Annotated in this window: 21 protein-coding genes; 17 read left to right on the forward strand and 4 right to left on the reverse strand. The window is 53.2% G+C overall.

Features of this window, described 5'->3' with window-relative positions:
• Positions 1 to 217 precede the first annotated feature (217 nt).
• The 9 genes from atpI to DSD31_RS25720 are packed head-to-tail and all read left to right on the forward strand — an operon-like array spanning position 218 to position 7,099.
• Positions 218 to 598, forward strand: a complete 381-nt coding sequence (atpI, locus tag DSD31_RS25680) for a F0F1 ATP synthase subunit I (RefSeq protein ID WP_004869225.1) — start codon at positions 218 to 220, stop codon at positions 596 to 598.
• 8 nt (positions 599 to 606) lie between these two features.
• Positions 607 to 1,422, forward strand: coding sequence for a F0F1 ATP synthase subunit A (gene atpB, locus DSD31_RS25685; protein WP_004869223.1), 816 nt, complete (start codon positions 607 to 609; stop codon positions 1,420 to 1,422).
• 47 nt (positions 1,423 to 1,469) lie between these two features.
• On the forward strand, positions 1,470 to 1,709 hold the full coding sequence (atpE, locus tag DSD31_RS25690) for a F0F1 ATP synthase subunit C (RefSeq protein ID WP_000429386.1): 240 nt from the start codon (positions 1,470 to 1,472) through the stop codon (positions 1,707 to 1,709).
• Positions 1,710 to 1,763: 54 nt separating this feature from the next.
• Positions 1,764 to 2,234 (forward strand): F0F1 ATP synthase subunit B, encoded by a 471-nt coding sequence (atpF, locus tag DSD31_RS25695; RefSeq protein ID WP_004869221.1) that lies wholly within the window; start codon positions 1,764 to 1,766, stop codon positions 2,232 to 2,234.
• 14 nt (positions 2,235 to 2,248) lie between these two features.
• Positions 2,249 to 2,782, forward strand: a complete 534-nt coding sequence (gene atpH / locus DSD31_RS25700) for a F0F1 ATP synthase subunit delta (protein WP_004869220.1) — start codon at positions 2,249 to 2,251, stop codon at positions 2,780 to 2,782.
• A 12-nt stretch (positions 2,783 to 2,794) separates the two neighbouring features.
• Complete coding sequence (gene atpA / locus DSD31_RS25705) at positions 2,795 to 4,336, forward strand: F0F1 ATP synthase subunit alpha (protein ID WP_004869219.1); 1,542 nt, start codon at positions 2,795 to 2,797, stop codon at positions 4,334 to 4,336.
• Positions 4,337 to 4,386: 50 nt separating this feature from the next.
• The gene (gene atpG / locus DSD31_RS25710) at positions 4,387 to 5,250 is read left to right on the forward strand and encodes a F0F1 ATP synthase subunit gamma (protein WP_004869218.1); all 864 of its coding nucleotides are present in this window, start codon (positions 4,387 to 4,389) and stop codon (positions 5,248 to 5,250) included.
• A gap of 26 nt (positions 5,251 to 5,276) precedes the next feature.
• Positions 5,277 to 6,659, forward strand: a complete 1,383-nt coding sequence (gene atpD / locus DSD31_RS25715) for a F0F1 ATP synthase subunit beta (RefSeq protein WP_004869217.1) — start codon at positions 5,277 to 5,279, stop codon at positions 6,657 to 6,659.
• Positions 6,660 to 6,679: 20 nt separating this feature from the next.
• On the forward strand, positions 6,680 to 7,099 hold the full coding sequence (locus tag DSD31_RS25720) for a F0F1 ATP synthase subunit epsilon (protein ID WP_004869216.1): 420 nt from the start codon (positions 6,680 to 6,682) through the stop codon (positions 7,097 to 7,099).
• 406 nt (positions 7,100 to 7,505) lie between these two features.
• Here the strand turns inward: DSD31_RS25720 and DSD31_RS25725 are convergent, their stop codons facing one another.
• The gene (locus DSD31_RS25725; protein WP_113991373.1) at positions 7,506 to 9,677 is read right to left on the reverse strand and encodes a right-handed parallel beta-helix repeat-containing protein; all 2,172 of its coding nucleotides are present in this window, start codon (positions 9,675 to 9,677) and stop codon (positions 7,506 to 7,508) included.
• A 345-nt stretch (positions 9,678 to 10,022) separates the two neighbouring features.
• On the opposite strand from DSD31_RS25725, the gene glmU reads away from it, so the two are divergent.
• From glmU to phoU, 7 genes are all read left to right on the forward strand, one after another.
• Complete coding sequence (gene glmU / locus DSD31_RS25735) at positions 10,023 to 11,393, forward strand: bifunctional UDP-N-acetylglucosamine diphosphorylase/glucosamine-1-phosphate N-acetyltransferase GlmU (protein ID WP_004869214.1); 1,371 nt, start codon at positions 10,023 to 10,025, stop codon at positions 11,391 to 11,393.
• A 186-nt stretch (positions 11,394 to 11,579) separates the two neighbouring features.
• Complete coding sequence (gene glmS / locus DSD31_RS25740; protein WP_004869213.1) at positions 11,580 to 13,409, forward strand: glutamine--fructose-6-phosphate transaminase (isomerizing); 1,830 nt, start codon at positions 11,580 to 11,582, stop codon at positions 13,407 to 13,409.
• 339 nt (positions 13,410 to 13,748) lie between these two features.
• Positions 13,749 to 14,789, forward strand: a complete 1,041-nt coding sequence (gene pstS / locus DSD31_RS25745; RefSeq protein WP_004869206.1) for a phosphate ABC transporter substrate-binding protein PstS — start codon at positions 13,749 to 13,751, stop codon at positions 14,787 to 14,789.
• Between the two features lie 134 nt (positions 14,790 to 14,923).
• Entirely contained in the window at positions 14,924 to 15,883 is a 960-nt protein-coding gene (pstC, locus tag DSD31_RS25750) for a phosphate ABC transporter permease PstC (RefSeq protein ID WP_004869204.1), read from the forward strand.
• Positions 15,883 to 16,773, forward strand: coding sequence for a phosphate ABC transporter permease PstA (pstA, locus tag DSD31_RS25755; RefSeq protein ID WP_004869202.1), 891 nt, complete (start codon positions 15,883 to 15,885; stop codon positions 16,771 to 16,773). Before pstC ends, pstA begins: the two co-directional genes overlap by 1 nt.
• Before the next feature lie 45 nt (positions 16,774 to 16,818).
• Entirely contained in the window at positions 16,819 to 17,592 is a 774-nt protein-coding gene (pstB, locus tag DSD31_RS25760; protein ID WP_004869200.1) for a phosphate ABC transporter ATP-binding protein PstB, read from the forward strand.
• 51 nt (positions 17,593 to 17,643) lie between these two features.
• Positions 17,644 to 18,369, forward strand: a complete 726-nt coding sequence (gene phoU / locus DSD31_RS25765) for a phosphate signaling complex protein PhoU (protein ID WP_004869199.1) — start codon at positions 17,644 to 17,646, stop codon at positions 18,367 to 18,369.
• A 97-nt stretch (positions 18,370 to 18,466) separates the two neighbouring features.
• On the opposite strand, the gene yieH is transcribed toward phoU, so the two are convergent.
• A complete protein-coding gene (gene yieH / locus DSD31_RS25770; RefSeq protein WP_004869197.1) occupies positions 18,467 to 19,132 on the reverse strand; it encodes a 6-phosphogluconate phosphatase in 666 nt (221 codons plus the stop codon).
• 168 nt (positions 19,133 to 19,300) lie between these two features.
• Here yieH and DSD31_RS25780 point away from each other — a divergent pair, with 168 nt between their 5' ends.
• A complete protein-coding gene (locus tag DSD31_RS25780) occupies positions 19,301 to 20,638 on the forward strand; it encodes an NCS2 family permease (protein ID WP_004869195.1) in 1,338 nt (445 codons plus the stop codon).
• Between the two features lie 46 nt (positions 20,639 to 20,684).
• On the opposite strand, the gene DSD31_RS25785 is transcribed toward DSD31_RS25780, so the two are convergent.
• Together DSD31_RS25785 and DSD31_RS25790 are read right to left on the reverse strand one after the other, a co-directional pair.
• Complete coding sequence (locus tag DSD31_RS25785) at positions 20,685 to 21,251, reverse strand: NADPH-dependent FMN reductase (RefSeq protein ID WP_004869193.1); 567 nt, start codon at positions 21,249 to 21,251, stop codon at positions 20,685 to 20,687.
• Positions 21,252 to 21,288: 37 nt separating this feature from the next.
• Positions 21,289 to 22,026, reverse strand: coding sequence for a 4'-phosphopantetheinyl transferase family protein (locus tag DSD31_RS25790; protein WP_065907279.1), 738 nt, complete (start codon positions 22,024 to 22,026; stop codon positions 21,289 to 21,291).
• Between the last annotated feature and the right edge of the window lie 32 nt (positions 22,027 to 22,058).

Here is a 22,058-nt window from a genome sequence, read left to right on the forward strand (position 1 = left end):
TTGCAGTTTCGTATGACGGCTCACAGATTGGCAAAATGCAGGAAAAGTTGCCTGCTGGAAAATAATTAAACATTTATTCACTATTTTGCTACTTATTGTTTGAAATCACGGGGCGTCACCGTATAATTTGTCCGCTTTTTGATGCTTGACTCTTCGTCTTAAAGGACGTTTTATACGACACGCGACATACCTCGAAGGGAGCAGGAGTAAAAACGTGATGTCTGTGTCGCTCTTGAGTCGAAACGTTGCTCGTAAGCTTCTGTTTATTCAGTTACTGGCAGTAATAGCAAGTGGACTGCTGTTCAGCCTAAAAGACCCCTTCTGGGGCGTCTCCGCAGTATGCGGAGGTTTGGCGGTTGTTTTGCCAAACATGTTGTTTATGATTTTTGCCTGGCGTCATCAGGCGCATACACCATCTAAAGGCCGAGTGGCCTGGACCTTCGCCTTCGGCGAAGCTTTCAAGGTGTTGCTGACCTTTGCCCTCCTCGCGGTGGCGCTGGCCGTATTCAAAGTGGTATTCATGCCGCTGATAGTGACGTGGGTTTTGGTGCTGGTGGTACAAATTCTGGCACCAGCTGTAATTAACAACAAAGGGTAAAAGGCATCATGGCTGCAGAAAATATGACGCCGCAGGAATACATAGGCCACCATCTGAACAACCTTCAGCTGGACCTGCGTACTTTCTCGCTGGTGGATCCGCACAACCCCCCGGCCACCTTCTGGACGCTCAACATTGACTCCATGTTCTTCTCAGTGGTGCTCGGTCTGTTGTTCCTTACCATTTTCCGTAGCGTTGCGAAAAAAGCGACCAGCGGTGTTCCTGGTAAACTCCAGACGGCTATCGAGATGACCATTGGCTTCGTCCATGGCAGCGTCAAAGACATGTATCATGGCAAGAGCAAGCTGATTGCTCCGCTGGCCCTCACCGTGTTCGTCTGGGTATTCCTGATGAACCTGATGGACCTGCTGCCAATCGACCTGATTCCGTATATCGGCGAACACATTTTCGGCCTGCCTGCACTGCGCGTGGTTCCGTCTGCTGACGTGAACATCACCCTGTCGATGGCGCTTGGCGTGTTTATCCTGATTCTTTTCTACAGCATCAAAATGAAAGGCGTGGGTGGGTTCGTTAAAGAACTGACGCTGCAGCCGTTCAATCACTGGGCGTTCATTCCTGTCAACTTAATCCTTGAAGGGGTAAGCCTGCTGTCCAAACCGGTTTCACTTGGTCTGCGACTGTTCGGCAACATGTATGCCGGTGAGCTGATTTTCATTCTGATTGCTGGTCTGCTGCCGTGGTGGTCACAGTGGGTTCTGAATGTGCCATGGGCCATTTTCCACATCCTGATTATTACGCTGCAAGCCTTCATCTTCATGGTTCTGACGATCGTCTATCTGTCGATGGCATCTGAAGAGCATTGATTTTTACCAACATACTACGTTTTTACTGAAACAAACTGGAGACTGTCATGGAAAACCTGAATATGGATCTGCTGTACATGGCTGCCGCTGTGATGATGGGTCTGGCGGCGATCGGTGCTGCGATCGGTATCGGCATCCTCGGGGGCAAATTCCTGGAAGGCGCAGCGCGTCAACCGGATCTGATTCCTCTGCTGCGTACTCAGTTCTTTATCGTTATGGGTCTGGTGGATGCTATCCCGATGATCGCTGTAGGTCTGGGTCTGTACGTGATGTTTGCTGTCGCGTAGTAAGTTGTTCGAAAGAAACCTAAGCCACAGAGTTAATTTAAGAGGTATTGTGCTGTGAACATGAACGCAACAATCCTCGGCCAGGCCATCGCGTTTGTTCTTTTCGTATGGTTCTGCATGAAGTACGTATGGCCGCCGTTAATGGCTGCCATCGAAAAACGTCAGAAAGAGATTTCTGACGGTTTGGCTTCTGCAGAACGCGCTAAGAAAGATTTGGACCTTGCACAGGCCAACGCGACCGACCAGCTGAAAAAAGCGAAAGCGGAAGCTCAGGTCATCATCGAGCAGGCGAACAAGCGTCGCTCTCAGATGCTGGACGAAGCTAAAGCTGAAGCAGAACAGGAACGCACCAAAATCGTCGCACAGGCGCAGGCTGAAATCGATGCCGAACGTAAACGTGCTCGCGAGGAGCTGCGTAAGCAGGTCGCAATCCTGGCTGTTGCTGGCGCCGAGAAGATCATCGAACGTTCCGTGGATGAAGCTGCTAACAGCGACATCGTGGACAAACTTGTCGCTGAACTGTAAGGAGGGAGGGGCTGATGTCTGAATTTGTAACGGTAGCTCGCCCCTACGCCAAAGCAGCTTTTGACTTTGCCGTCGAACACAAAAGTGTTGAACGCTGGCAGGATATGCTGGCGTTTGCCGCTGAAGTGACCAAAAACGAACAAATGGCAGAGCTTCTGTCCGGTGCTCTGGCGCCGGAAACGCTCTCTGACGCGTTCATTGCGGTATGCGGTGAGCAACTGGACGAAAATGGCCAGAACCTGATTCGGGTTATGGCTGAAAATGGTCGTCTGCAAGTGCTCCCGGATGTTCTTGAGCAATTTATTCACCTGCGCGCTGCCAGTGAGGCAACCGCAGAGGTAGATGTTATTTCTGCCTCCCAGTTGAGTGAAGCACAGCTTGAGAAGATCGTCGGCGCGATGGAAAAACGTCTGTCACGCAAAGTTAAGCTGAATTGCAAAATCGATAAGTCTGTTATGGCAGGTGTTATCATCCGTGCGGGTGATATGGTCATTGATGGTAGCGTACGCGGCCGTCTTGATCGCCTTGCAGACGTCTTGCAGTCTTAAGGGGACTGGAGCATGCAACTGAATTCCACCGAAATCAGCGAACTGATCAAGCAGCGCATTGCTCAGTTCAATGTGGTGAGCGAAGCTCACAACGAAGGTACTATTGTTTCCGTCAGTGACGGTGTTATCCGCATCCACGGCCTGGCCGATTGTATGCAGGGTGAGATGATTTCCCTGCCGGGTAACCGTTACGCTATCGCACTGAACCTGGAGCGCGACTCCGTAGGTGCAGTAGTCATGGGTCCGTACGCTGACCTCGCCGAAGGCATGAAGGTTAAATGTACTGGCCGTATCCTTGAAGTTCCGGTTGGCCGTGGCCTGCTGGGTCGCGTGGTGAACACCCTGGGTGCACCTATCGACGGTAAAGGTCCGGTTGAGCACGATGGCTTCTCGCCAATCGAAGTTATCGCTCCGGGCGTTATCGAACGTCAGTCCGTCGATCAGCCGGTACAAACCGGTTATAAATCCGTCGATGCCATGATTCCAATCGGCCGTGGCCAGCGTGAGCTGATCATCGGTGACCGTCAGACCGGTAAAACCGCGATGGCAATCGATGCGATCATCAACCAACGTGATTCCGGTATCAAGTGCGTCTACGTTGCTATCGGCCAGAAAGCGTCCACCATTTCTAACGTGGTACGTAAACTGGAAGAGCACGGCGCGCTGTCCAACACTATCGTTGTTGTGGCGACCGCTTCTGAATCTGCTGCACTGCAATACCTGGCACCGTATGCCGGTTGCGCAATGGGCGAATACTTCCGCGATCGCGGCGAAGATGCGCTGATCGTTTACGATGACCTGTCTAAACAGGCTGTTGCTTACCGTCAGGTTTCCCTGCTGCTCCGTCGTCCGCCAGGACGTGAAGCATTCCCGGGCGACGTGTTCTACCTCCACTCCCGTCTGCTGGAGCGCGCATCCCGCGTTAACGCGGAATACGTTGAGAAATTCACCAAAGGTGAAGTTAAAGGTAAAACCGGCTCCCTGACCGCACTGCCGATTATCGAAACCCAGGCGGGTGACGTTTCTGCGTTCGTTCCGACCAACGTAATCTCCATTACCGATGGTCAGATCTTCCTGGAAACCAACCTGTTTAACTCCGGTATTCGTCCTGCGGTTAACCCGGGTATCTCCGTATCCCGTGTGGGTGGTGCTGCTCAGACCAAGATCATCAAGAAACTGTCCGGTGGTATCCGTACCGCGCTGGCACAGTATCGTGAACTGGCTGCGTTCTCTCAGTTCGCATCCGATCTGGATGAAGCAACCCGTAAACAGCTGAGCCATGGTCAGAAAGTAACCGAGCTGCTGAAACAGAAACAGTATGCACCTATGTCTGTAGCACAGCAGGGTCTGGTCCTGTTTGCTGCTGAACGCGGTTACCTCGAAGATGTGGAACTGGCGAAAATCGGTAGCTTCGAAGCCGCTCTGCTGGCTTACGTTGACCGTGACCACGCTCCGCTGATGCAAGAGATTAACCAGACCGGTGGCTATAACGACGAGATCGAAGGCAAGCTGAAAAGCATCCTCGACTCCTTTAAAGCAACCCAGTCCTGGTAAAGTCTGGCGGCTTGCCTTAGGGCAGGCCGCAAGGCATTGAGGAGAAGTTCATGGCCGGCGCAAAAGAGATACGTAGTAAGATCGCAAGCGTCCAGAACACGCAAAAGATCACTAAAGCGATGGAAATGGTCGCCGCTTCCAAAATGCGTAAATCGCAGGAGCGCATGGCGGCCAGCCGTCCTTATGCAGATACTATGCGCAAAGTGATTGGTCACCTTGCAAACGGTAATCTGGAATATAAGCACCCGTACCTGGAAGAACGCGACGTTAAACGCGTGGGCTACCTGGTGGTGTCGACCGACCGTGGTCTGTGCGGCGGCTTGAACATTAACCTGTTCAAGAAAGTGCTGGCAGATATGAAAGTATGGTCCGATAAAGGCGTTCAGTGCGACATCGCAATGATCGGCTCTAAAGGCGTATCTTTCTTTAGTTCCGTCGGTGGCAATATTGTCGCCCAGGTGACTGGCATGGGGGATAACCCATCGCTGTCCGAACTGATCGGCCCGGTAAAAGTGATGTTGCAGGCCTATGATGAAGGCCGTCTGGACAAGCTGTACGTTGTCAGCAACAAATTTATTAATACCATGTCCCAGACTCCGACCATCACTCAGCTGCTGCCGTTACCGGCATCAGAAGATGCTGAGCTGAAGCGTAAATCCTGGGATTATCTGTATGAGCCAGACCCGAAAGCGCTGCTGGATACCCTCCTGCGTCGTTATGTCGAGTCCCAGGTTTATCAGGGCGTGGTAGAAAACCTGGCCAGCGAGCAGGCCGCACGTATGGTGGCGATGAAAGCCGCAACCGATAATGGCGGCAGCCTGATTAAAGAGCTGCAGTTGGTATACAACAAAGCTCGTCAGGCCAGCATTACTCAGGAACTCACCGAGATCGTCGGTGGTGCATCCGCGGTATAACCAGGTTAATTCGTAGAGGATTCAAGATGGCTACTGGAAAAATTGTCCAGGTAATCGGCGCCGTGGTTGACGTCGAATTCCCTCAGGATGCCGTACCGCGCGTGTACGATGCTCTTGAGGTACAGAATGGTAATGAGAGCCTGGTGCTGGAAGTTCAGCAGCAGCTCGGCGGTGGTATCGTACGTGCTATCGCCATGGGTTCTTCCGACGGTCTGCGTCGTGGTCTGGAAGTTAAAGACCTTGAGCACCCGATCGAAGTCCCGGTTGGTAAAGCAACGCTGGGTCGTATCATGAACGTGCTGGGTCAGCCGATCGATATGAAAGGCGACATCGGCGAAGAAGAGCGTTGGGCTATTCACCGTGCAGCTCCGTCCTATGAAGAGCTGTCCAGCTCTCAGGAACTGCTGGAAACCGGCATCAAAGTTATCGACCTGATGTGTCCGTTCGCTAAGGGCGGTAAAGTTGGTCTGTTCGGTGGTGCGGGTGTAGGTAAAACCGTAAACATGATGGAGCTGATCCGTAACATCGCGATCGAGCACTCCGGTTACTCCGTGTTTGCGGGCGTAGGTGAACGTACTCGTGAGGGTAACGACTTCTACCACGAAATGACCGACTCCAACGTTCTGGATAAAGTATCCCTGGTTTATGGCCAGATGAACGAGCCGCCGGGAAACCGTCTGCGCGTTGCTCTGACCGGCCTGACCATGGCTGAGAAATTCCGTGACGAAGGTCGTGACGTTCTGCTGTTCGTCGATAACATCTATCGTTATACCCTGGCCGGTACTGAAGTATCCGCACTGCTGGGTCGTATGCCTTCAGCGGTAGGTTATCAGCCGACCCTGGCGGAAGAGATGGGTGTTCTGCAGGAACGTATCACCTCCACCAAAACCGGTTCTATCACTTCCGTACAGGCCGTATACGTCCCTGCGGATGACTTGACTGACCCGTCACCAGCCACCACCTTTGCTCACCTTGATGCAACCGTGGTACTGAGCCGTCAGATCGCGTCTCTGGGTATCTACCCGGCCGTTGACCCGCTGGACTCCACCAGCCGTCAGCTGGATCCGCTGGTTGTGGGTCAGGAGCACTACGACACCGCACGTGGCGTACAGTCCCTGCTGCAACGTTATCAGGAACTGAAAGACATCATCGCCATCCTCGGTATGGATGAACTGTCTGAAGAAGACAAACTGGTGGTAGCTCGCGCACGTAAGATTCAGCGCTTCCTGTCCCAGCCGTTCTTCGTGGCAGAAGTATTTACCGGTTCTCCGGGCAAGTACGTCTCCCTGAAAGACACCATCCGTGGCTTTAAAGGCATCATGGAAGGCGAATACGATCACCTGCCAGAGCAGGCGTTCTACATGGTCGGTTCTATCGACGAAGCCGTGGAAAAAGCCAAAAAACTTTAACGCCTTAATCGGAGGGTGATATGGCAATGACTTACCACCTGGACGTCGTCAGCGCGGAGCAGCAAATGTTCTCCGGTCTGGTCGAGAAAATCCAGGTAACGGGTAGTGAAGGTGAACTGGGTATTTACCCGGGTCACGCACCGCTGCTCACCGCCATTAAGCCTGGTATGATTCGCATCGTTAAACAGCACGGTCATGAAGAGTTTATCTATCTGTCTGGCGGCATTCTTGAAGTGCAGCCTGGTAGCGTGACCGTTCTGGCTGATACGGCAATTCGTGGCCAGGATCTCGACGAAGCGCGAGCCCTGGAATCGAAGCGTAAAGCGGAAGAGCACATTAACAGCTCTCACGGCGACGTGGATTACGCTCAGGCGTCCGCGGAACTGGCCAAAGCGATCGCCAAACTGCGCGTTATCGAGTTGACCAAAAAAGCGATGTAACACCGGCTTGAAAGTTAAAAAGCCAGTCTGGTTTCCAGGCTGGCTTTTTTTATGGCTTCGTTTCAAATTTATCAAAACTAAAATGGCATTTTAATTTTTTGTGATGAGCGTCTCATTTTTGTTGATCGGTTAAAAAATGAAGCGTAGACTTGTTTTTGTGATGTAAATCACAAAACAAATTTACCAGAACACATTCTTTATCCAGGAAGTCATCATGAAACTGCTTAACAAAATCATCGCTTTCTTCAGTGCTATGAACGTCACTTTCGGTACCTTCAATCACTAAGTCGCCAGCCTCTCTGCATTTGCGCTGTACCGCTAACGAAAACGACAACACCTGCGGTGCGAAGCAGAACAAAAAAGGTCGCCCGAGGGCGGCCTTTGTGTTTTTCTCAGCCGGATATTGCTATCTACGGTTGAGAAAGTCTCCGGTAGCAAAACTGCCATCGGCATGACGCAGCAGCGGATCCGGTAGCGCCAGGGTTTGATAATCGGTGCTCAGAATGGTTTTCCCCTCTGCATTGACGCTTTTTCCCCCGCGAATAAAGTAGTTGTTATCTTCAATATTCCCGACAACGGCATCATCATATTTTCCGGGCTGGCTGCGCAGCGACAGATTGTCGCTGAAGTTGCCTTGAGTCTCTGGCTTACCGTATGGGCTGGGGCGGAAGAGATAGTTAAAGCGCTGGTTATCTACCGCGACGTTATTGACCACCACCAGCTTGCCGGGATTGAAATTATCAGTGAACCCGTCCAGATGGTTACCGATAGCAATGCTGTTACGTATTTCGTGGGCAACCGGCTGCCCTTCCCCACCGAGTTTAAAACCGTTACTGGTGTTATTGCGGGCAATTGAATTCTCGATCACCACAACGCCATTGGCACCGTCTTCGATTTTGTTAAACAGGTCGAATCCGTCATCGATATTGTCGTGTGAGTAGCAGCCTTCCAGGCGATTACCTTCCCCTACCCGCATTTTTACGGCGAAACCATCGGCGTTAATCTTACCGGGATCCTCATTGCCGTAGGATTCTGAGTTCACGACCCGGTTGTAGCTGGCCCATAGCGGGCGATCGGTTTTGTCCGGGGAGGAGATCTGGATCCCGGTATCCTCGTTTTTGTAGGCGGTGACGTTCTCGATCAGGTTATGGCTGCCCTGTATGCGCAGGCTCTTGTCTGTTATTGAGATACCCTTGATATGCCAGTAGCTTGCATCCAGCAGCAGGCCATGAATAACCGCCTTGTCGTCGGCCTGCAGCGTTTTTACCTTTTCTCTGAGCCCGCTGGCCTGTAGCTGAATCACCGTTTGCGGATAATCCCCGGCGGCTAAGATAATCTTTCCGCCCGGAGGCAACAAATCGACCGCGGTGGAGAGATCGAGCGGAGAATCAAGCGTCCCTTTCGCGTCAGACAGCCCCTCAGGGGAGACATGTAGCGTACTCCCTTCAACGCGGTGGCTGCGTTCAACCGTCAGGCTTTGTGTGATGGGTTTTTGGCTGCTGGTGGGTGTAAAAACAATCTCAAAGGTACTTTTCTCTTTGAGCGTCGCGGCTTGAGTAAACATCTCACCGGCCTTGACCTTTTTATTCATCCCAATCGTCACCTCATCCTGACGAACCGTGAAGTTACCGTCGCCACTGGCCCGGGCCTGCAATACGTAATCTGCGCTCTGGCTTACTGCGCCTGAGGCGATTTGCATCACGACCGGCCAGGTTTTGGCAACATAGGGCTGTGAAGCAACGGTATTCGCCGGGGATGTCACCAGAGATGCATGGCTGACGGTGATTTTGGCGTTACGAGAGGCAAAAAAGCCAACGTAGTAGCTATCTTTATCCTGTTGGGTGATCAGATCGGCATGAGGCACTTTTTGGCTCACCCACTTATCGCTGCCGACTGGTGCCCATGATGTTACAAATCCTTCGTTGGTTCGTTCGAGTCTGAGCTGGAAGTCCGGTGTCTGTTTAAGATCGATATTCTCTTTATAACTAAGCCGGTTGATAGTCGAACCTGCGTTTCCCCACGGTTGCGCGATCCCTTCCCGGGTGATGGCCTGGAGTTTGACGTGCGAGCGATCTTTTTTATCCTGGGTCATAATCGCGTTCATGACCATATTGGATGCCGCCGGAAACTCTTCGTAGCCAACCACCAAAGGCTGCTGCCGCGGATGGCCGATGATATCGCGTACCAGCAGCCCGGCGCCCTCCTGTGCAGCCGGAAGGGCGCCATTTTCTGGACCAAATTGATCCACCGTCACCGTGGCCTGCAGGATGAAATTCTGTCGGGCCGGTAGTTCGGTATAAAAGAAGGTCAAACCGTCGTGCGAGTTGGCTATTTTTCCGCCGCGGCTCTCAATGGTGATGGGGGCCTGGAGGTTGGCAGTATCCTGCGGAGCCAGTTTTTTGCCTGCTATCGTTACGTCGTTAACGCCGATCTTTTCCGGCAGCACGTTGGAGGAAAAATTCACGTCAGTTGATTGACCAAAAGCGATGCCTCGCCAGACATGCTGCTCGTCAGCCTGCAGCGGTAATGCGATAATTGTGCTGCAAAGGGCTAATGCCAAAGGTATTTTTTTATTCATTTTTGTCTCCTGGGTAATTATTGAGCAGTATTATCATAATAATGAAATGGCGTTTCTATTTGATGTGTCACAATTAATGAATATTGAAACTATGTTTTATTTTATTGATTTGCTTTATTCAGGTGTCAAAAAAACAGGAAAAGCAGTGGGATAGCAGGGATTTATCTCCCTTATGCGCTTTTTCAGGAGATAAACTCATTTACAGCGGTGAAAAATAGCACCATAAAATGGTGTATATCGTTGAGCCTGAGCGTTTTATCCTCGTCTCGTTTCATGATGAAAAATATGTAGATATTTCAACGTGAAAGGCTTTTACTTTTCGTTCTAATTGTTGTCAGGATGCGTATGTCAAACAGTGCGATGAGCGTGGTTATCCTTGCCGCAGGCAAAGGGACCCGCATGTATTCCGATCTTCCTAAGGTGCTGCACTCCCTGGCCGGGAAGCCAATGGTGCAACATGTTATTGATGCGACTAAAGATCTCGGTGCTTCGGCCGTACATCTGGTGTACGGGCACGGTGGCGATTTGCTGCGCCAGACGCTGCATGAAGATAATCTTAACTGGGTCTTACAAGCTGAACAGCTCGGTACCGGCCATGCCATGCAACAGGCGGCGCCGTTCTTCCATGATGATGAAGACATCATGATGCTGTACGGCGATGTTCCGCTGATTTCCGTTGATACGCTACAACGCCTGCGCGCGGCGAAGCCGCAGGGCGGCATTGGCCTGCTGACGGTAAAGCTGGACGATCCGAGCGGATATGGTCGCATTACGCGTGAAAACGGTCAGGTAACCGGCATCGTGGAGCATAAAGATGCCAGCGATGCGCAGCGTCAGATTCAGGAAATTAACACCGGTATTTTGATCGCTGGTGGGGCGGATTTAAAACGCTGGCTGGCGAAGCTGACGAACAACAATGTGCAGGGCGAATACTACATCACCGATATTATCGCCATGGCGTATCAGGAAGGGCGTGAAATCGTTGCCGTTCATCCGCAGCGCTTAAGCGAAGTTGAAGGGGTAAACAACCGCCTGCAGCTGTCGCGTCTGGAGCGCGTTTATCAAGCCGAGCAGGCGGAAAAACTGCTGCTGGCGGGCGTGATGCTGCGCGATCCTGCGCGTTTTGATCTCCGTGGTACCCTGAAACATGGGCGTGATGTGGAGATTGATACTAACGTTATCCTCGAAGGCAACGTGGTTCTGGGTGAGCGCGTGAAGATCGGCGCCGGCTGCGTGATCAAGAACAGCACCATTGGCGATGATTGTGAGATCAGCCCGTACTCGGTGGTGGAAGATGCTCATCTGCAGGCCGCCTGCACCATCGGGCCGTTCGCACGTCTGCGTCCAGGCGCCGAACTGCTGGAAGGTGCGCATGTCGGCAACTTCGTAGAAATGAAAAAAGCGCGACTGGGTAAAGGTTCGAAGGCAGGGCATCTCTCCTACCTCGGCGACGCGGAAATCGGCGACAACGTGAACATCGGCGCCGGTACCATTACCTGTAACTACGATGGCGCAAATAAATTCAAAACCATTATCGGCGATGATGTGTTTGTCGGTTCCGACACTCAGCTGGTGGCGCCGGTGACCGTGGGTAAAGGCGTCACGATTGCCGCCGGTACGACGGTCACGCGCGATATCGCCGACAACGAACTGGTTTTAAGCCGTGTGCCGCAGGTCCATAAACAGGGCTGGCAGCGTCCGGTGAAGAAGAAGTAATTTTTGGCTTATCGCCGGGGGGAAACCGCCCGGCGAACCAGGATGAGAGGATCAATATAGGTCCCCGTCCGCAGGCAGTACCATAAAAATAACCCCACTCTCTACAAGGCTCGGGGCGCCCGTAACGCGGGCAAATACAGGTCAGCGACAACGCATGGCATAACGCCATTATCAGGAAATTTAACTATGTGTGGAATTGTTGGCGCAGTCGCGCAGCGTGATATTGCTGAAATCCTTCTCGAAGGTCTACGTCGTCTGGAATACCGTGGATATGACTCTGCCGGTCTGGCAGTGGTTGATAACGCAGGGCATATGTCCCGCGTTCGTCGTCTCGGTAAAGTCCAGATGCTGGCTCAGGCGGTAGAAGAGCACCCGTTACACGGTGGTACGGGGATTGCCCATACCCGCTGGGCAACGCACGGTGAGCCGTCTGAAGGTAACGCGCATCCGCATGTTTCTGAACACATTGTGGTGGTCCATAACGGCATCATCGAAAACCACGAGCCGCTGCGCGAAGAGCTGAAAGCGCGCGGTTACACCTTCGTCTCTGAAACTGACACCGAAGTGATTGCTCACCTGGTGCACTGGGAGCTGGAGCAGGGCGGCACGCTGCGTGAAGCGGTACTGCGAGCCATTCCTCAGCTTCGCGGTGCCTACGGTACGGTGATCATGGATTCCCGCGATCCGTCCACGCTGCTGGCAGCGCGTTCCGGTAGCCCGATGGTTATCGGTCTGGGTATGGGGGAAAACTTTATTGCCTCCGATCAGCTGGCTCTGCTGCCGGTTACCCGTCGCTTTATCTTCCTGGAAGAAGGCGATATCGCGGAAGTGACTCGCCGCAACGTGACCGTATTCGATACCAAAGGCGCGCAGGTGAAACGTCAGGAGATCGAATCTAATCTGCAGTACGACGCAGGCGACAAAGGCACTTACCGCCACTACATGCAAAAAGAGATTTACGAACAGCCGAATGCGATCAAAAACACCCTCTCCGGGCGCATCAGCCATGGCGAAGTGGATCTCAGCGAGCTGGGCACGCATGCTAACGAAATGCTGTCTCAGGTTGAACATATCCAGATCGTAGCCTGTGGCACTTCGTATAACTCCGGCATGGTTTCTCGCTACTGGTTTGAAGCGCTGGCGGGCGTGCCGTGCGATGTTGAAATCGCCTCTGAATTCCGCTATCGCAAATCGGCGGTGCGTCGCAACAGTCTGATGATCACGCTTTCCCAGTCCGGTGAGACCGCGGATACGCTGGCCGCGCTGCGTCTGTCAAAAGAGCTGGGCTACCTCGGATCGCTGGCTATTTGTAACGTGGCGAGTTCTTCTCTGGTCCGCGAGTCCGATTTGGCTCTGATGACCAAAGCGGGCACTGAGATCGGCGTGGCCTCGACCAAAGCCTTTACCACTCAGCTGACCGTATTGCTGCTGCTGGTGGCAAAACTGGCGCGCCTTAAAGGTCTGGATGCCGCCGTTGAGCATGATATCGTTCATGGGCTGCAGGCGTTGCCGAACCGTATTGAGCAGATGCTGTCGCAGGATAAGCGTATTGAGGCGCTGGCCGAGAACTTCTCCGATAAGCACCATGCGCTGTTCCTTGGCCGTGGCGATCAGTATCCGATCGCGCTGGAAGGGGCGCTGAAGCTCAAAGAGATCTCTTATATCCACGCGGAAGCCTACGCGGCCGGTGAGCTGAAGCACGGCCCTCTGGCCCTGATTGACGCCGAAATGCCGGTGATCGTCGTGGCGCCGAATAACGAATTGCTGGAGAAGCTGAAATCCAACATTGAAGAAGTTCGCGCGCGTGGCGGCCAGCTGTATGTCTTCGCCGATGGCGAGGCGGGTTTTAGCAGCAGCGACAATATGCACATTATTGAAATGCCGCATGTTGAAGAGGTCATTGCGCCGATCTTCTACACCGTGCCACTGCAGCTGCTGGCCTATCACGTTGCGCTGATTAAAGGCACTGACGTTGACCAGCCGCGTAACCTGGCAAAATCGGTCACCGTAGAATAAGCCAACACGCATCAGACAAAGGGCTGCCATCCGGCGGCCCTTTTTTATTTCCCGCGATCGTTTTTCAGCGCTCTGCTGAAAAATGCTGCTGCGCGGGTTTATGACAAACCGTCATCTTCGACTACGATTTTAAGTGTCATAAAAAGAAAATTTTTCTGCAATCTTACGGTCACTTAAATAATTAACATTATGATTTATATTGTTTTTATTTTCGCCAGTCCGCTATCTTTTTGGGTGTCATAAAACTGTAATAATTCGTACATTTTACTGTCACCTCTTTGTCCTATTTTGCTCACCATAGCCTCGAAACAACGATTTACGAATCCAGCAGGAGACATTATGAACGTTATGCGTACCACCGTCGCAACAGTTGTCGCCGCGACCTTATCGATGAGCGCTTTCTCTGCATTTGCAGCTGCAAGCCTGACTGGCGCGGGCGCAACTTTCCCTGCACCGGTGTATGCCAAATGGGCTGATACCTATCAGAAAGAAACCGGCAATAAAGTGAACTACCAGGGCATTGGCTCTTCCGGTGGTGTCAAACAAATTATTGCTAACACCGTTGATTTCGGTGCTTCTGATGCTCCTCTGGCCGATGACAAACTGGCTCAGGAAGGCCTGTTCCAGTTCCCGACCGTTATCGGCGGTGTGGTTCTGGCAATCAACCTGCCTGGCGTGAAGTCGGGTGAGCTGGTTCTGGACGGTAAAACTCTGGGTGATATCTACCTGGGCAAAATTAAAAAGTGGGATGACGAAGCGATCGCTAAACTCAACCCGGGTATGAAGCTGCCGTCTCAGAATATCGCCGTGGTTCGTCGCGCCGATGGTTCCGGCACTTCCTTCGTGTTCACCAGCTACCTGGCGAAAGTGAACGAAGAGTGGAAATCTAAGATTGGCGCGGGTTCTACCGTTAACTGGCCGACCGGTCTGGGCGGTAAAGGTAACGACGGTATCGCCGCGTTCGTTCAACGTCTGCCGGGCTCCATTGGCTACGTAGAATACGCCTATGCGAAGCAGAACAACCTGGCTTACACCAAACTGCTTTCCGCAGATGGCAAGCCGGTCAGCCCGACGGAAGATAACTTCGCTAACGCGGCTAAAGGTATCGACTGGAGCAAATCCTTCGCACAGGATCTGACTAACCAGAAAGGTGAGAATGCATGGCCGATCACCTCAACCACCTTTATCCTGGTACACAAAGCTACGAACAAGCCAGAACAGACTGCTGAAGTGCTGAAGTTCTTCGATTGGGCGTACAAAAATGGCAGTAAAGAAGCCAACGCGCTGGATTACGCAACGCTGCCGGAAAGCGTGGTTGAGCAGGTTCGTGCTGCATGGAAAACCAACGTGAAAGACAGCAGCGGTAAAGCGCTGTACTAAATACCCGTCATACTTCGAGCCGCAGCTGCGTTGGCTGCGCTTGCTGCAACTCGAATTATTTAGGGTATAGCATTACGTTAGCCTGGAGGCACGGTAAAATGCGCGCTTCCAGGCCCAAACAGAAAGAGTAATCTATGGCTGCAACCAAGCCGGCATTTAACCCTCCGGGGAAAAAGGGTGACATAATTTTCGGCGTGCTGGTCAAACTGGCGGCGCTGATTGTGCTATTGATGCTGGGCGGCATCATCGTTTCCCTCATCATCTCTTCATGGCCAAGCATTCAGAAGTTTGGTTTTTCCTTTTTGTGGACCAAAGAGTGGGATGCGCCCAACGAAATTTTCGGTGCGCTGGTGCCGATATACGGGACGCTGGTGACCTCATTTATAGCGCTGCTGATCGCCGTTCCGGTGAGCTTTGGTATCGCACTGTTCCTGACGGAGCTCTCTCCTGCCTGGCTGAAACGTCCTCTTGGCATCGCCATTGAACTGCTGGCGGCCATTCCGAGTATCGTTTACGGCATGTGGGGCCTGTTTATCTTTGCTCCGCTGTTTGCCACCTACTTCCAGGAACCGGTAGGCAACGTCCTGTCGACGATCCCGTTTGTAGGAGCGCTGTTTGCCGGTCCGGCATTTGGTATCGGTATTCTGGCGGCGGGCGTCATTCTGGCCATCATGATTATTCCGTACATCGCCGCCGTCATGCGCGATGTGTTTGAACAAACGCCGGTGATGATGAAAGAGTCGGCCTACGGTATCGGCTGTACGACCTGGGAGGTCATCTGGCGTATCGTTCTGCCCTTTACCAAGAACGGGGTTATCGGCGGCGTGATGCTCGGTCTGGGGCGCGCGCTGGGGGAAACCATGGCGGTGACCTTCATTATCGGCAACACTTACCAGCTGGATAGCGTTTCACTGTATATGCCGGGGAACAGTATTACTTCCGCTCTGGCGAATGAGTTTGCCGAAGCGGAAACCGGGCTGCACGTGGCGGCGCTGATGGAGCTGGGGCTGATTCTGTTTGTGATTACCTTTATTGTTCTGGCCGCATCGAAGTTTATGGTGATGCGTCTGGCGAAGAGTGAGGGGGCGCGCTAATGGCCACGATTGAATTGCAAACCAGCACCGAGCTGGCTGAATCCCGTCGTAAGATGCAGGCTAAACGCCGGCTGAAAAACCGTATCGCCCTGACCCTGTCAATGGGAACCATGGTCTTCGGGTTGTTCTGGCTTATCTGGATCCTGATGTCCACCGTTACCCGCGGTATCGATGGCATGAGTCTGGCGCTGTTTACCGAAATGACGCCGCCGCCGAACACCGCGGGCGGTGGTCTGGCGAATGCCCTGGCGGGCAGCGGCCTGCTGATCCTGTGGTCGACGGTTTTCGGTACGCCGCTGGGCATTATGGCGGGTATCTATCTGGCGGAATACGGGCGTAAGTCAGCGCTGGCGGAAGTGATTCGGTTTATTAACGATATTCTGCTTTCCGCGCCATCCATCGTCGTGGGTCTGTTCGTCTATACCATCGTGGTTGCACAGATGCAGCACTTTTCCGGCTGGGCTGGGGTTATCGCCCTGGCGTTGCTGCAGGTGCCTATCGTGATTCGTACTACCGAGAATATGCTGAAACTGGTGCCGGACAGCCTGCGTGAGGCGGCCTATGCGCTGGGCACGCCGAAGTGGAAAATGATTTCTGCGATCACGCTGAAGGCCTCGGTGTCCGGCATCATGACGGGGATCCTGCTGGCTATCGCGCGTATCGCCGGGGAAACGGCGCCGCTGCTGTTCACCGCGCTCTCCAACCAGTTCTGGAGCACCGATATGATGCAGCCGATTGCCAACCTGCCGGTGACTATTTTCAAATTTGCCATGAGTCCGTTCGCGGAGTGGCAGCAACTGGCATGGGCCGGGGTACTGCTTATCACCCTGTGCGTATTGCTGCTGAACATTCTGGCGCGCGTGGTTTTCGCGAAGAATAAACACGGTTAATTTTTGCGGCGCGGCGAAATGCGGCGCCGAATGAGGAAGAGATTGATGAGTATGGCGAATGCGACCCCGGGTAAACTTTCAGTTCGTAACCTGAACTTCTACTACGGAAAATTCCATGCCCTGAAAAATATCAACCTGGATATCACCAAAAACCAGGTTACGGCGTTTATCGGCCCGTCAGGCTGCGGTAAATCGACCCTGCTGCGGACGTTCAACAAAATGTTCGAGCTCTACCCGGAGCAGCGCGCGGAAGGCGAAATCCTGCTGGATGGCGATAATATTCTGACCAATACTCAGGATATCGCTCTGCTGCGTGCCAAAGTCGGCATGGTTTTCCAGAAGCCGACTCCGTTCCCGATGTCGATTTATGACAATATTGCCTTTGGCGTTCGCCTGTTTGAAAAGCTGTCGCGTGCCGATATGGATGAGCGCGTGCAGTGGGCCTTGACCAAAGCCGCATTATGGAACGAAACCAAAGATAAACTGCATCAGAGCGGATATTCTCTCTCCGGCGGTCAGCAGCAGCGTCTGTGCATCGCGCGCGGTATCGCGATTCGTCCGGAAGTGCTGTTACTGGATGAACCGTGTTCAGCGCTGGACCCGATCTCCACCGGGCGCATTGAAGAGCTGATCACCGAACTGAAACAGGACTACACCGTCGTTATTGTTACCCACAACATGCAGCAGGCTGCGCGTTGTTCAGACCATACGGCATTTATGTATCTTGGCGAGCTGATTGAATTCAGTAACACGGACGATCTGTTTACGAAGCCCGCGAAGAAACAAACTGAAGATTATATTACTGGCCGCTACGGTTGATTGCCCTTCTGCTTTCACAGGATCTAACCCGTTGGGCATTCAGGAGACACCATGGACAACCTAAATCTTAACAAACATATTTCTGGCCAGTTCAATGCAGAACTGGAGTATATCCGCACTCAGGTGTTGACCATGGGTGGGCTGGTGGAACAGCAGCTGTCTGATGCGATCACCGCGATGCACAATCAGGACAGCGATCTGGCAAAACGCGTGATTGACGGCGATAAGCAGGTCAACATGATGGAAGTGGCCATTGATGAAGCCTGCGTGCGCATCATCGCCAAGCGTCAGCCAACCGCCAGCGATCTGCGTTTAGTCATGGCGATTATCAAGACTATCGCCGAGCTGGAACGTATCGGTGATGTGGCGGATAAAATTTGCCGCACCGCGCTGGAGAAGTTCTCCCAGCAGCACCAGCCGCTGCTGGTGAGCCTGGAATCGCTGGGGCGTCATACCGTGCAGATGCTGCATGACGTGCTGGATGCCTTCGCTCGCATGGATCTCGACGAAGCGGTGCGTATCTATCGCGAAGATAAGAAGGTGGATCAGGAATATGAGGGCATCGTGCGTCAGCTGATGACCTATATGATGGAAGATTCACGTACGATTCCAAGCGTGCTGACCGCGCTGTTCTGCGCCCGTTCAATCGAGCGTATCGGCGACCGCTGCCAGAATATTTGCGAATATATTTTCTACTTCGTTAAAGGTCAGGATTTCCGCCACGTTGGCGGCGACGAGCTGGATAAGCTGCTGGCGGGTAAAGATCCGAAAGAGTGATCCGCCGTAAAATACCCGCAGGCGCTACGCTTACCGGGTCGACAAAACCCCGGATCCTGGAGGCCGGATACGCGCTCGCGCTATCCGGCTTTTTTCATTAACGCGTAATATGCCATCCACGGGCTTTCCACAGCGCAGGCAGCTGTGCCAAATCAGTAAAGGTCGTCACTTTTGGATGAACTATCGGTTTGTTGTGCGGATCGGCGCAGAAGTAAAACACTTCCATTCCTGCCTCAATCCCGGACTGAGCGCCTGCACTGGAATCATCCACCAGAATGCAGTTTTCGACGTTAACGTTCATCGCCTTTGCTGCATGGAACATCAGTGCCGGATCGGGTTTCCAGCGCTGAATATCGTAACCGCTGTACAGTCGGTCGGGAAAATGGCGCAACATGCCGGTTCTTCCCAGCGAGTGCTGCATTTTACTGACCGGGCCGTTAGAGACCACGCACATCGGCACGCTGATCGTATCCAGCAGCGTTTCCGCTCCGGCAATCGCTTCCAGTTCAGAATCAAACAGGCGTGCGACTTCGGCACGGTAGAGAGGTTCGAGCTCTGGTTTTTGTAGATTAACGCCGTGCTCCTGGTTGATGGTATCAATGATTTCGTAGAGCTTTACGCCTTTGAAACGCTTAAAAATCTCGTCTAAATCCAGCGTAATGCCGAACGCTTTGAACATGTGAACATAGGCGCGGGAACAGATCACTTCGCTGTCGACCAGCGTGCCGTCGCAGTCGAAAAACAGGGCTTCTATTTGGGACATGCCGTTTCCATTTTAACAAGTTAACGTTTTCGTCCTGCCTATTCACAAGACGCAATCGTTGCCGTATAAGCAAATTCAATGAAAAAAATTACCATACAACTGCCCCCGGTGTCGCATTTTGGTATAGGATAGCGACGAATTTTCCCTCCTTTTGTTCGGAAACCGATAATGAGTCAACAACAAACCAGCCAGTCTTCTGGCCAGGGTCTGCTGGAGCGCGTATTCAAACTACGTGAACACGGCACGACGGCACGTACCGAAGCGATAGCAGGTTTCACCACCTTTTTGACAATGGTCTACATTGTTTTCGTTAACCCACAAATTCTTGGCGTAGCGGGTATGGATACCAGCGCTGTCTTTGTGACGACCTGTCTGATCGCCGCCTTCGGTAGTATTTTGATGGGGCTGTTTGCTAACCTGCCGGTTGCGCTGGCGCCGGCAATGGGGCTGAATGCCTTCTTCGCCTTTGTCGTCGTCCAGGCGATGGGGCTGCCGTGGCAGGTGGGGATGGGCGCTATCTTCTGGGGCGCCGTTGGTCTGCTGCTGCTGACTATTTTCCGCGTACGTTACTGGATGATTGCCAATATTCCCGTCAGCCTGCGGGTGGGGATCACCAGCGGTATCGGGTTGTTTATCGGCATGATGGGGCTGAAAAATGCCGGCGTGATTGTCGCAAACAAAGACACGCTGGTGAGCATCGGTAACCTGACCTCCCACAGCGTGCTGCTGGGGATTCTCGGCTTCTTTATTATCGCTATTCTCGCCTCCCGTAACATTCATGCTGCGGTGCTGGTCTCCATCATCGTCACGACGCTGCTGGGCTGGATTCTGGGTGATGTCCACTACACCGGTATTGTTTCCGCTCCGCCGAGCATTACGTCGGTGATTGGCCATGTTGATTTGGCTGGCTCATTTAATCTCGGTCTGGCGGGTATCATCTTCTCCTTTATGCTGGTGAACCTGTTCGACTCCTCCGGAACCTTGATCGGCGTGACTGATAAAGCCGGTCTGGCCGATGAAAAAGGCAAATTCCCGCGGATGAAACAGGCGCTGTTTGTCGACAGTATCTCATCGGTGGCCGGTTCCTTTATCGGCACCTCTTCTGTGACCGCCTATATCGAATCCTCCTCCGGTGTTTCCGTGGGCGGGCGTACCGGTCTGACGGCGGTGGTCGTGGGGATTCTGTTCCTGCTGGTTATCTTCCTGTCGCCGCTGGCGGGCATGGTGCCGGCGTATGCCGCAGCAGGTGCGCTGATCTATGTGGGCGTACTGATGACATCCAGCCTGTCGCGCGTGAAGTGGGACGACCTGACGGAAGCGGTGCCGGCCTTTGTGACCGCCGTGATGATGCCGTTCAGCTTCTCAATTACCGAAGGGATTGCGTTAGGCTTTATCTCTTACTGCGTGATGAAGATTGGTACCGGTCGTCTGCGCGATCTCAGCCCGTGCGTGATTATCGTCTCGCTGCTGTTCGTGCTGAAAATCGTGTTTATCGACGCGCACTAAGCGTCGAGCATAATAAGAAAGCCCGGCAGCGCTGCCGGGCTTTTTTTTACGCTTTCACTCGCTGAATATACTCGGCAAAGGCGCTCAGCTGTCCACTCAGATGGTCGAGTGTGCTCTGATCGACCACCTCTCCCGACTGCGGATCGACCTTGTTCTGAATCACGCCGCCCATAAACTCAGGCTTGTTCATCACCATCGCATCGAGGAACACCAGAATTTGACGCAGGTGATACTGGCAGCGTGCGCCGCCAATTGCGCCCATGGAGCTGGTTTGAATCAGGACCGGTTTCCCGGACAGCGGTTGTTCAGGCAGGCGCGACAGCCAGTCAATCGCGTTTTTCAGGCCGCCGGGAACGGAATAGTTATATTCAGGTGTAACGATAACAACGCCGTCGGCTTCGCGAATCTGTTGTGCAATATCCTGCACGCTTTGCGGAAACCCGTCTTCCTGCTGGATATCCGCGTCATATAACGGAATGTCGCCAATCGATGGCAATGCGGAGATCTCCATGCCCGCCGGCGCAATGCCAGGCAGGGTGCGCGCTACCATGCCATTAAAAGACCCCTTGCGCAGACTTCCGAGTAGCGTAACAACTTTCAACGTATCAGACATGATTGCTCCTTTGCATCATGATAGCCGGACAGACCGGTCAGTTGAGGGAGAGTGCTTTTTCTGTGGGCAGGCTGGTAAAGCGTATCAGACGGGCAGAGGGCTCCTTCGCTCGCATCTGTGCGTCCGGCAGGCTACGCCAGCCTTCCTGACAATTGTATTCCCAGACTTTAAGCTGGCCGATGGCCGGCGTGGCGGCAATCGACCAGACCAGTATCGGTTCCGCATCGCACAGGGCTTCAACAGGTTGCATGTTGGTGGTCCGTAGTCGCCCCGCGCCGGGTAGCAGCTGCAGACGGACGGGCGCTTCACCGGTCAACTTCAGCACGCTCCTGCGCAGCGCCACCAGCTGGGCGCGCGCTTCGTCAGGGTCATGCTGGATGTTAATCCATAAATTCTCATTGCTGTTGAACACGTAGCGGTTGGCGTCGTGCAGCGGGTGGACGCCGCGCGAGGCGTGCTGAAGCTCCATATCCAGCCCACAATCGCCTTCCGTCGTCAGGCTCACGCCGACAATGTTTCCGGCATAGGAAATGGAAAATCGCGGCAGGTGGGGATCGCGAAAAACGGGTCTGCCGTTCTCTTCGCTGATGATTTCGGGGAGCTCGCTAATGCCATACAGCATAAACAACAGTTCGGCGAGCAGCGAACGTGATGCGCGATAGCGGGTCTGTCGGTATTCTGGCAGGCGCTGCGCGGATTGATGACAGGCCGCGGACAGTCGTGTCGATAGCGGCTCCCTGGTGCTGAGTATCCCTCTTGCAAAATGCGTTGCCATTCGTCGCTCCGTGATTAATGGTCAGAGAAAAA

It is taken from the genome of Klebsiella sp. X13 (assembly GCF_003323835.1).
Lineage (GTDB): Bacteria > Pseudomonadota > Gammaproteobacteria > Enterobacterales > Enterobacteriaceae > Klebsiella > Klebsiella ornithinolytica.

What these genes read in the sequence shown, in the direction of transcription:
- atpI (WP_004869225.1), top strand. Translation starts at nt 218, where the DNA reads ATGTCTGTGTCGCTCTTGAGTCGAAACGTTGCTCGTAAGCTTCTGTTT.
- atpB (WP_004869223.1), top strand. Translation starts at nt 607, where the DNA reads ATGGCTGCAGAAAATATGACGCCGCAGGAATACATAGGCCACCATCTG.
- atpE (WP_000429386.1), top strand. Translation starts at nt 1,470, where the DNA reads ATGGAAAACCTGAATATGGATCTGCTGTACATGGCTGCCGCTGTGATG.
- atpH (WP_004869220.1), top strand. Translation starts at nt 2,249, where the DNA reads ATGTCTGAATTTGTAACGGTAGCTCGCCCCTACGCCAAAGCAGCTTTT.
- atpA (WP_004869219.1), top strand. Translation starts at nt 2,795, where the DNA reads ATGCAACTGAATTCCACCGAAATCAGCGAACTGATCAAGCAGCGCATT.
- atpG (WP_004869218.1), top strand. Translation starts at nt 4,387, where the DNA reads ATGGCCGGCGCAAAAGAGATACGTAGTAAGATCGCAAGCGTCCAGAAC.
- atpD (WP_004869217.1), top strand. Translation starts at nt 5,277, where the DNA reads ATGGCTACTGGAAAAATTGTCCAGGTAATCGGCGCCGTGGTTGACGTC.
- DSD31_RS25720 (WP_004869216.1), top strand. Translation starts at nt 6,680, where the DNA reads ATGGCAATGACTTACCACCTGGACGTCGTCAGCGCGGAGCAGCAAATG.
- DSD31_RS25725 (WP_113991373.1), bottom strand. Translation starts at nt 9,677, where the DNA reads ATGAATAAAAAAATACCTTTGGCATTAGCCCTTTGCAGCACAATTATC.
- glmU (WP_004869214.1), top strand. Translation starts at nt 10,023, where the DNA reads ATGTCAAACAGTGCGATGAGCGTGGTTATCCTTGCCGCAGGCAAAGGG.
- glmS (WP_004869213.1), top strand. Translation starts at nt 11,580, where the DNA reads ATGTGTGGAATTGTTGGCGCAGTCGCGCAGCGTGATATTGCTGAAATC.
- pstS (WP_004869206.1), top strand. Translation starts at nt 13,749, where the DNA reads ATGAACGTTATGCGTACCACCGTCGCAACAGTTGTCGCCGCGACCTTA.
- pstC (WP_004869204.1), top strand. Translation starts at nt 14,924, where the DNA reads ATGGCTGCAACCAAGCCGGCATTTAACCCTCCGGGGAAAAAGGGTGAC.
- pstA (WP_004869202.1), top strand. Translation starts at nt 15,883, where the DNA reads ATGGCCACGATTGAATTGCAAACCAGCACCGAGCTGGCTGAATCCCGT.
- pstB (WP_004869200.1), top strand. Translation starts at nt 16,819, where the DNA reads ATGAGTATGGCGAATGCGACCCCGGGTAAACTTTCAGTTCGTAACCTG.
- phoU (WP_004869199.1), top strand. Translation starts at nt 17,644, where the DNA reads ATGGACAACCTAAATCTTAACAAACATATTTCTGGCCAGTTCAATGCA.
- yieH (WP_004869197.1), bottom strand. Translation starts at nt 19,132, where the DNA reads ATGTCCCAAATAGAAGCCCTGTTTTTCGACTGCGACGGCACGCTGGTC.
- DSD31_RS25780 (WP_004869195.1), top strand. Translation starts at nt 19,301, where the DNA reads ATGAGTCAACAACAAACCAGCCAGTCTTCTGGCCAGGGTCTGCTGGAG.
- DSD31_RS25785 (WP_004869193.1), bottom strand. Translation starts at nt 21,251, where the DNA reads ATGTCTGATACGTTGAAAGTTGTTACGCTACTCGGAAGTCTGCGCAAG.
- DSD31_RS25790 (WP_065907279.1), bottom strand. Translation starts at nt 22,026, where the DNA reads ATGGCAACGCATTTTGCAAGAGGGATACTCAGCACCAGGGAGCCGCTA.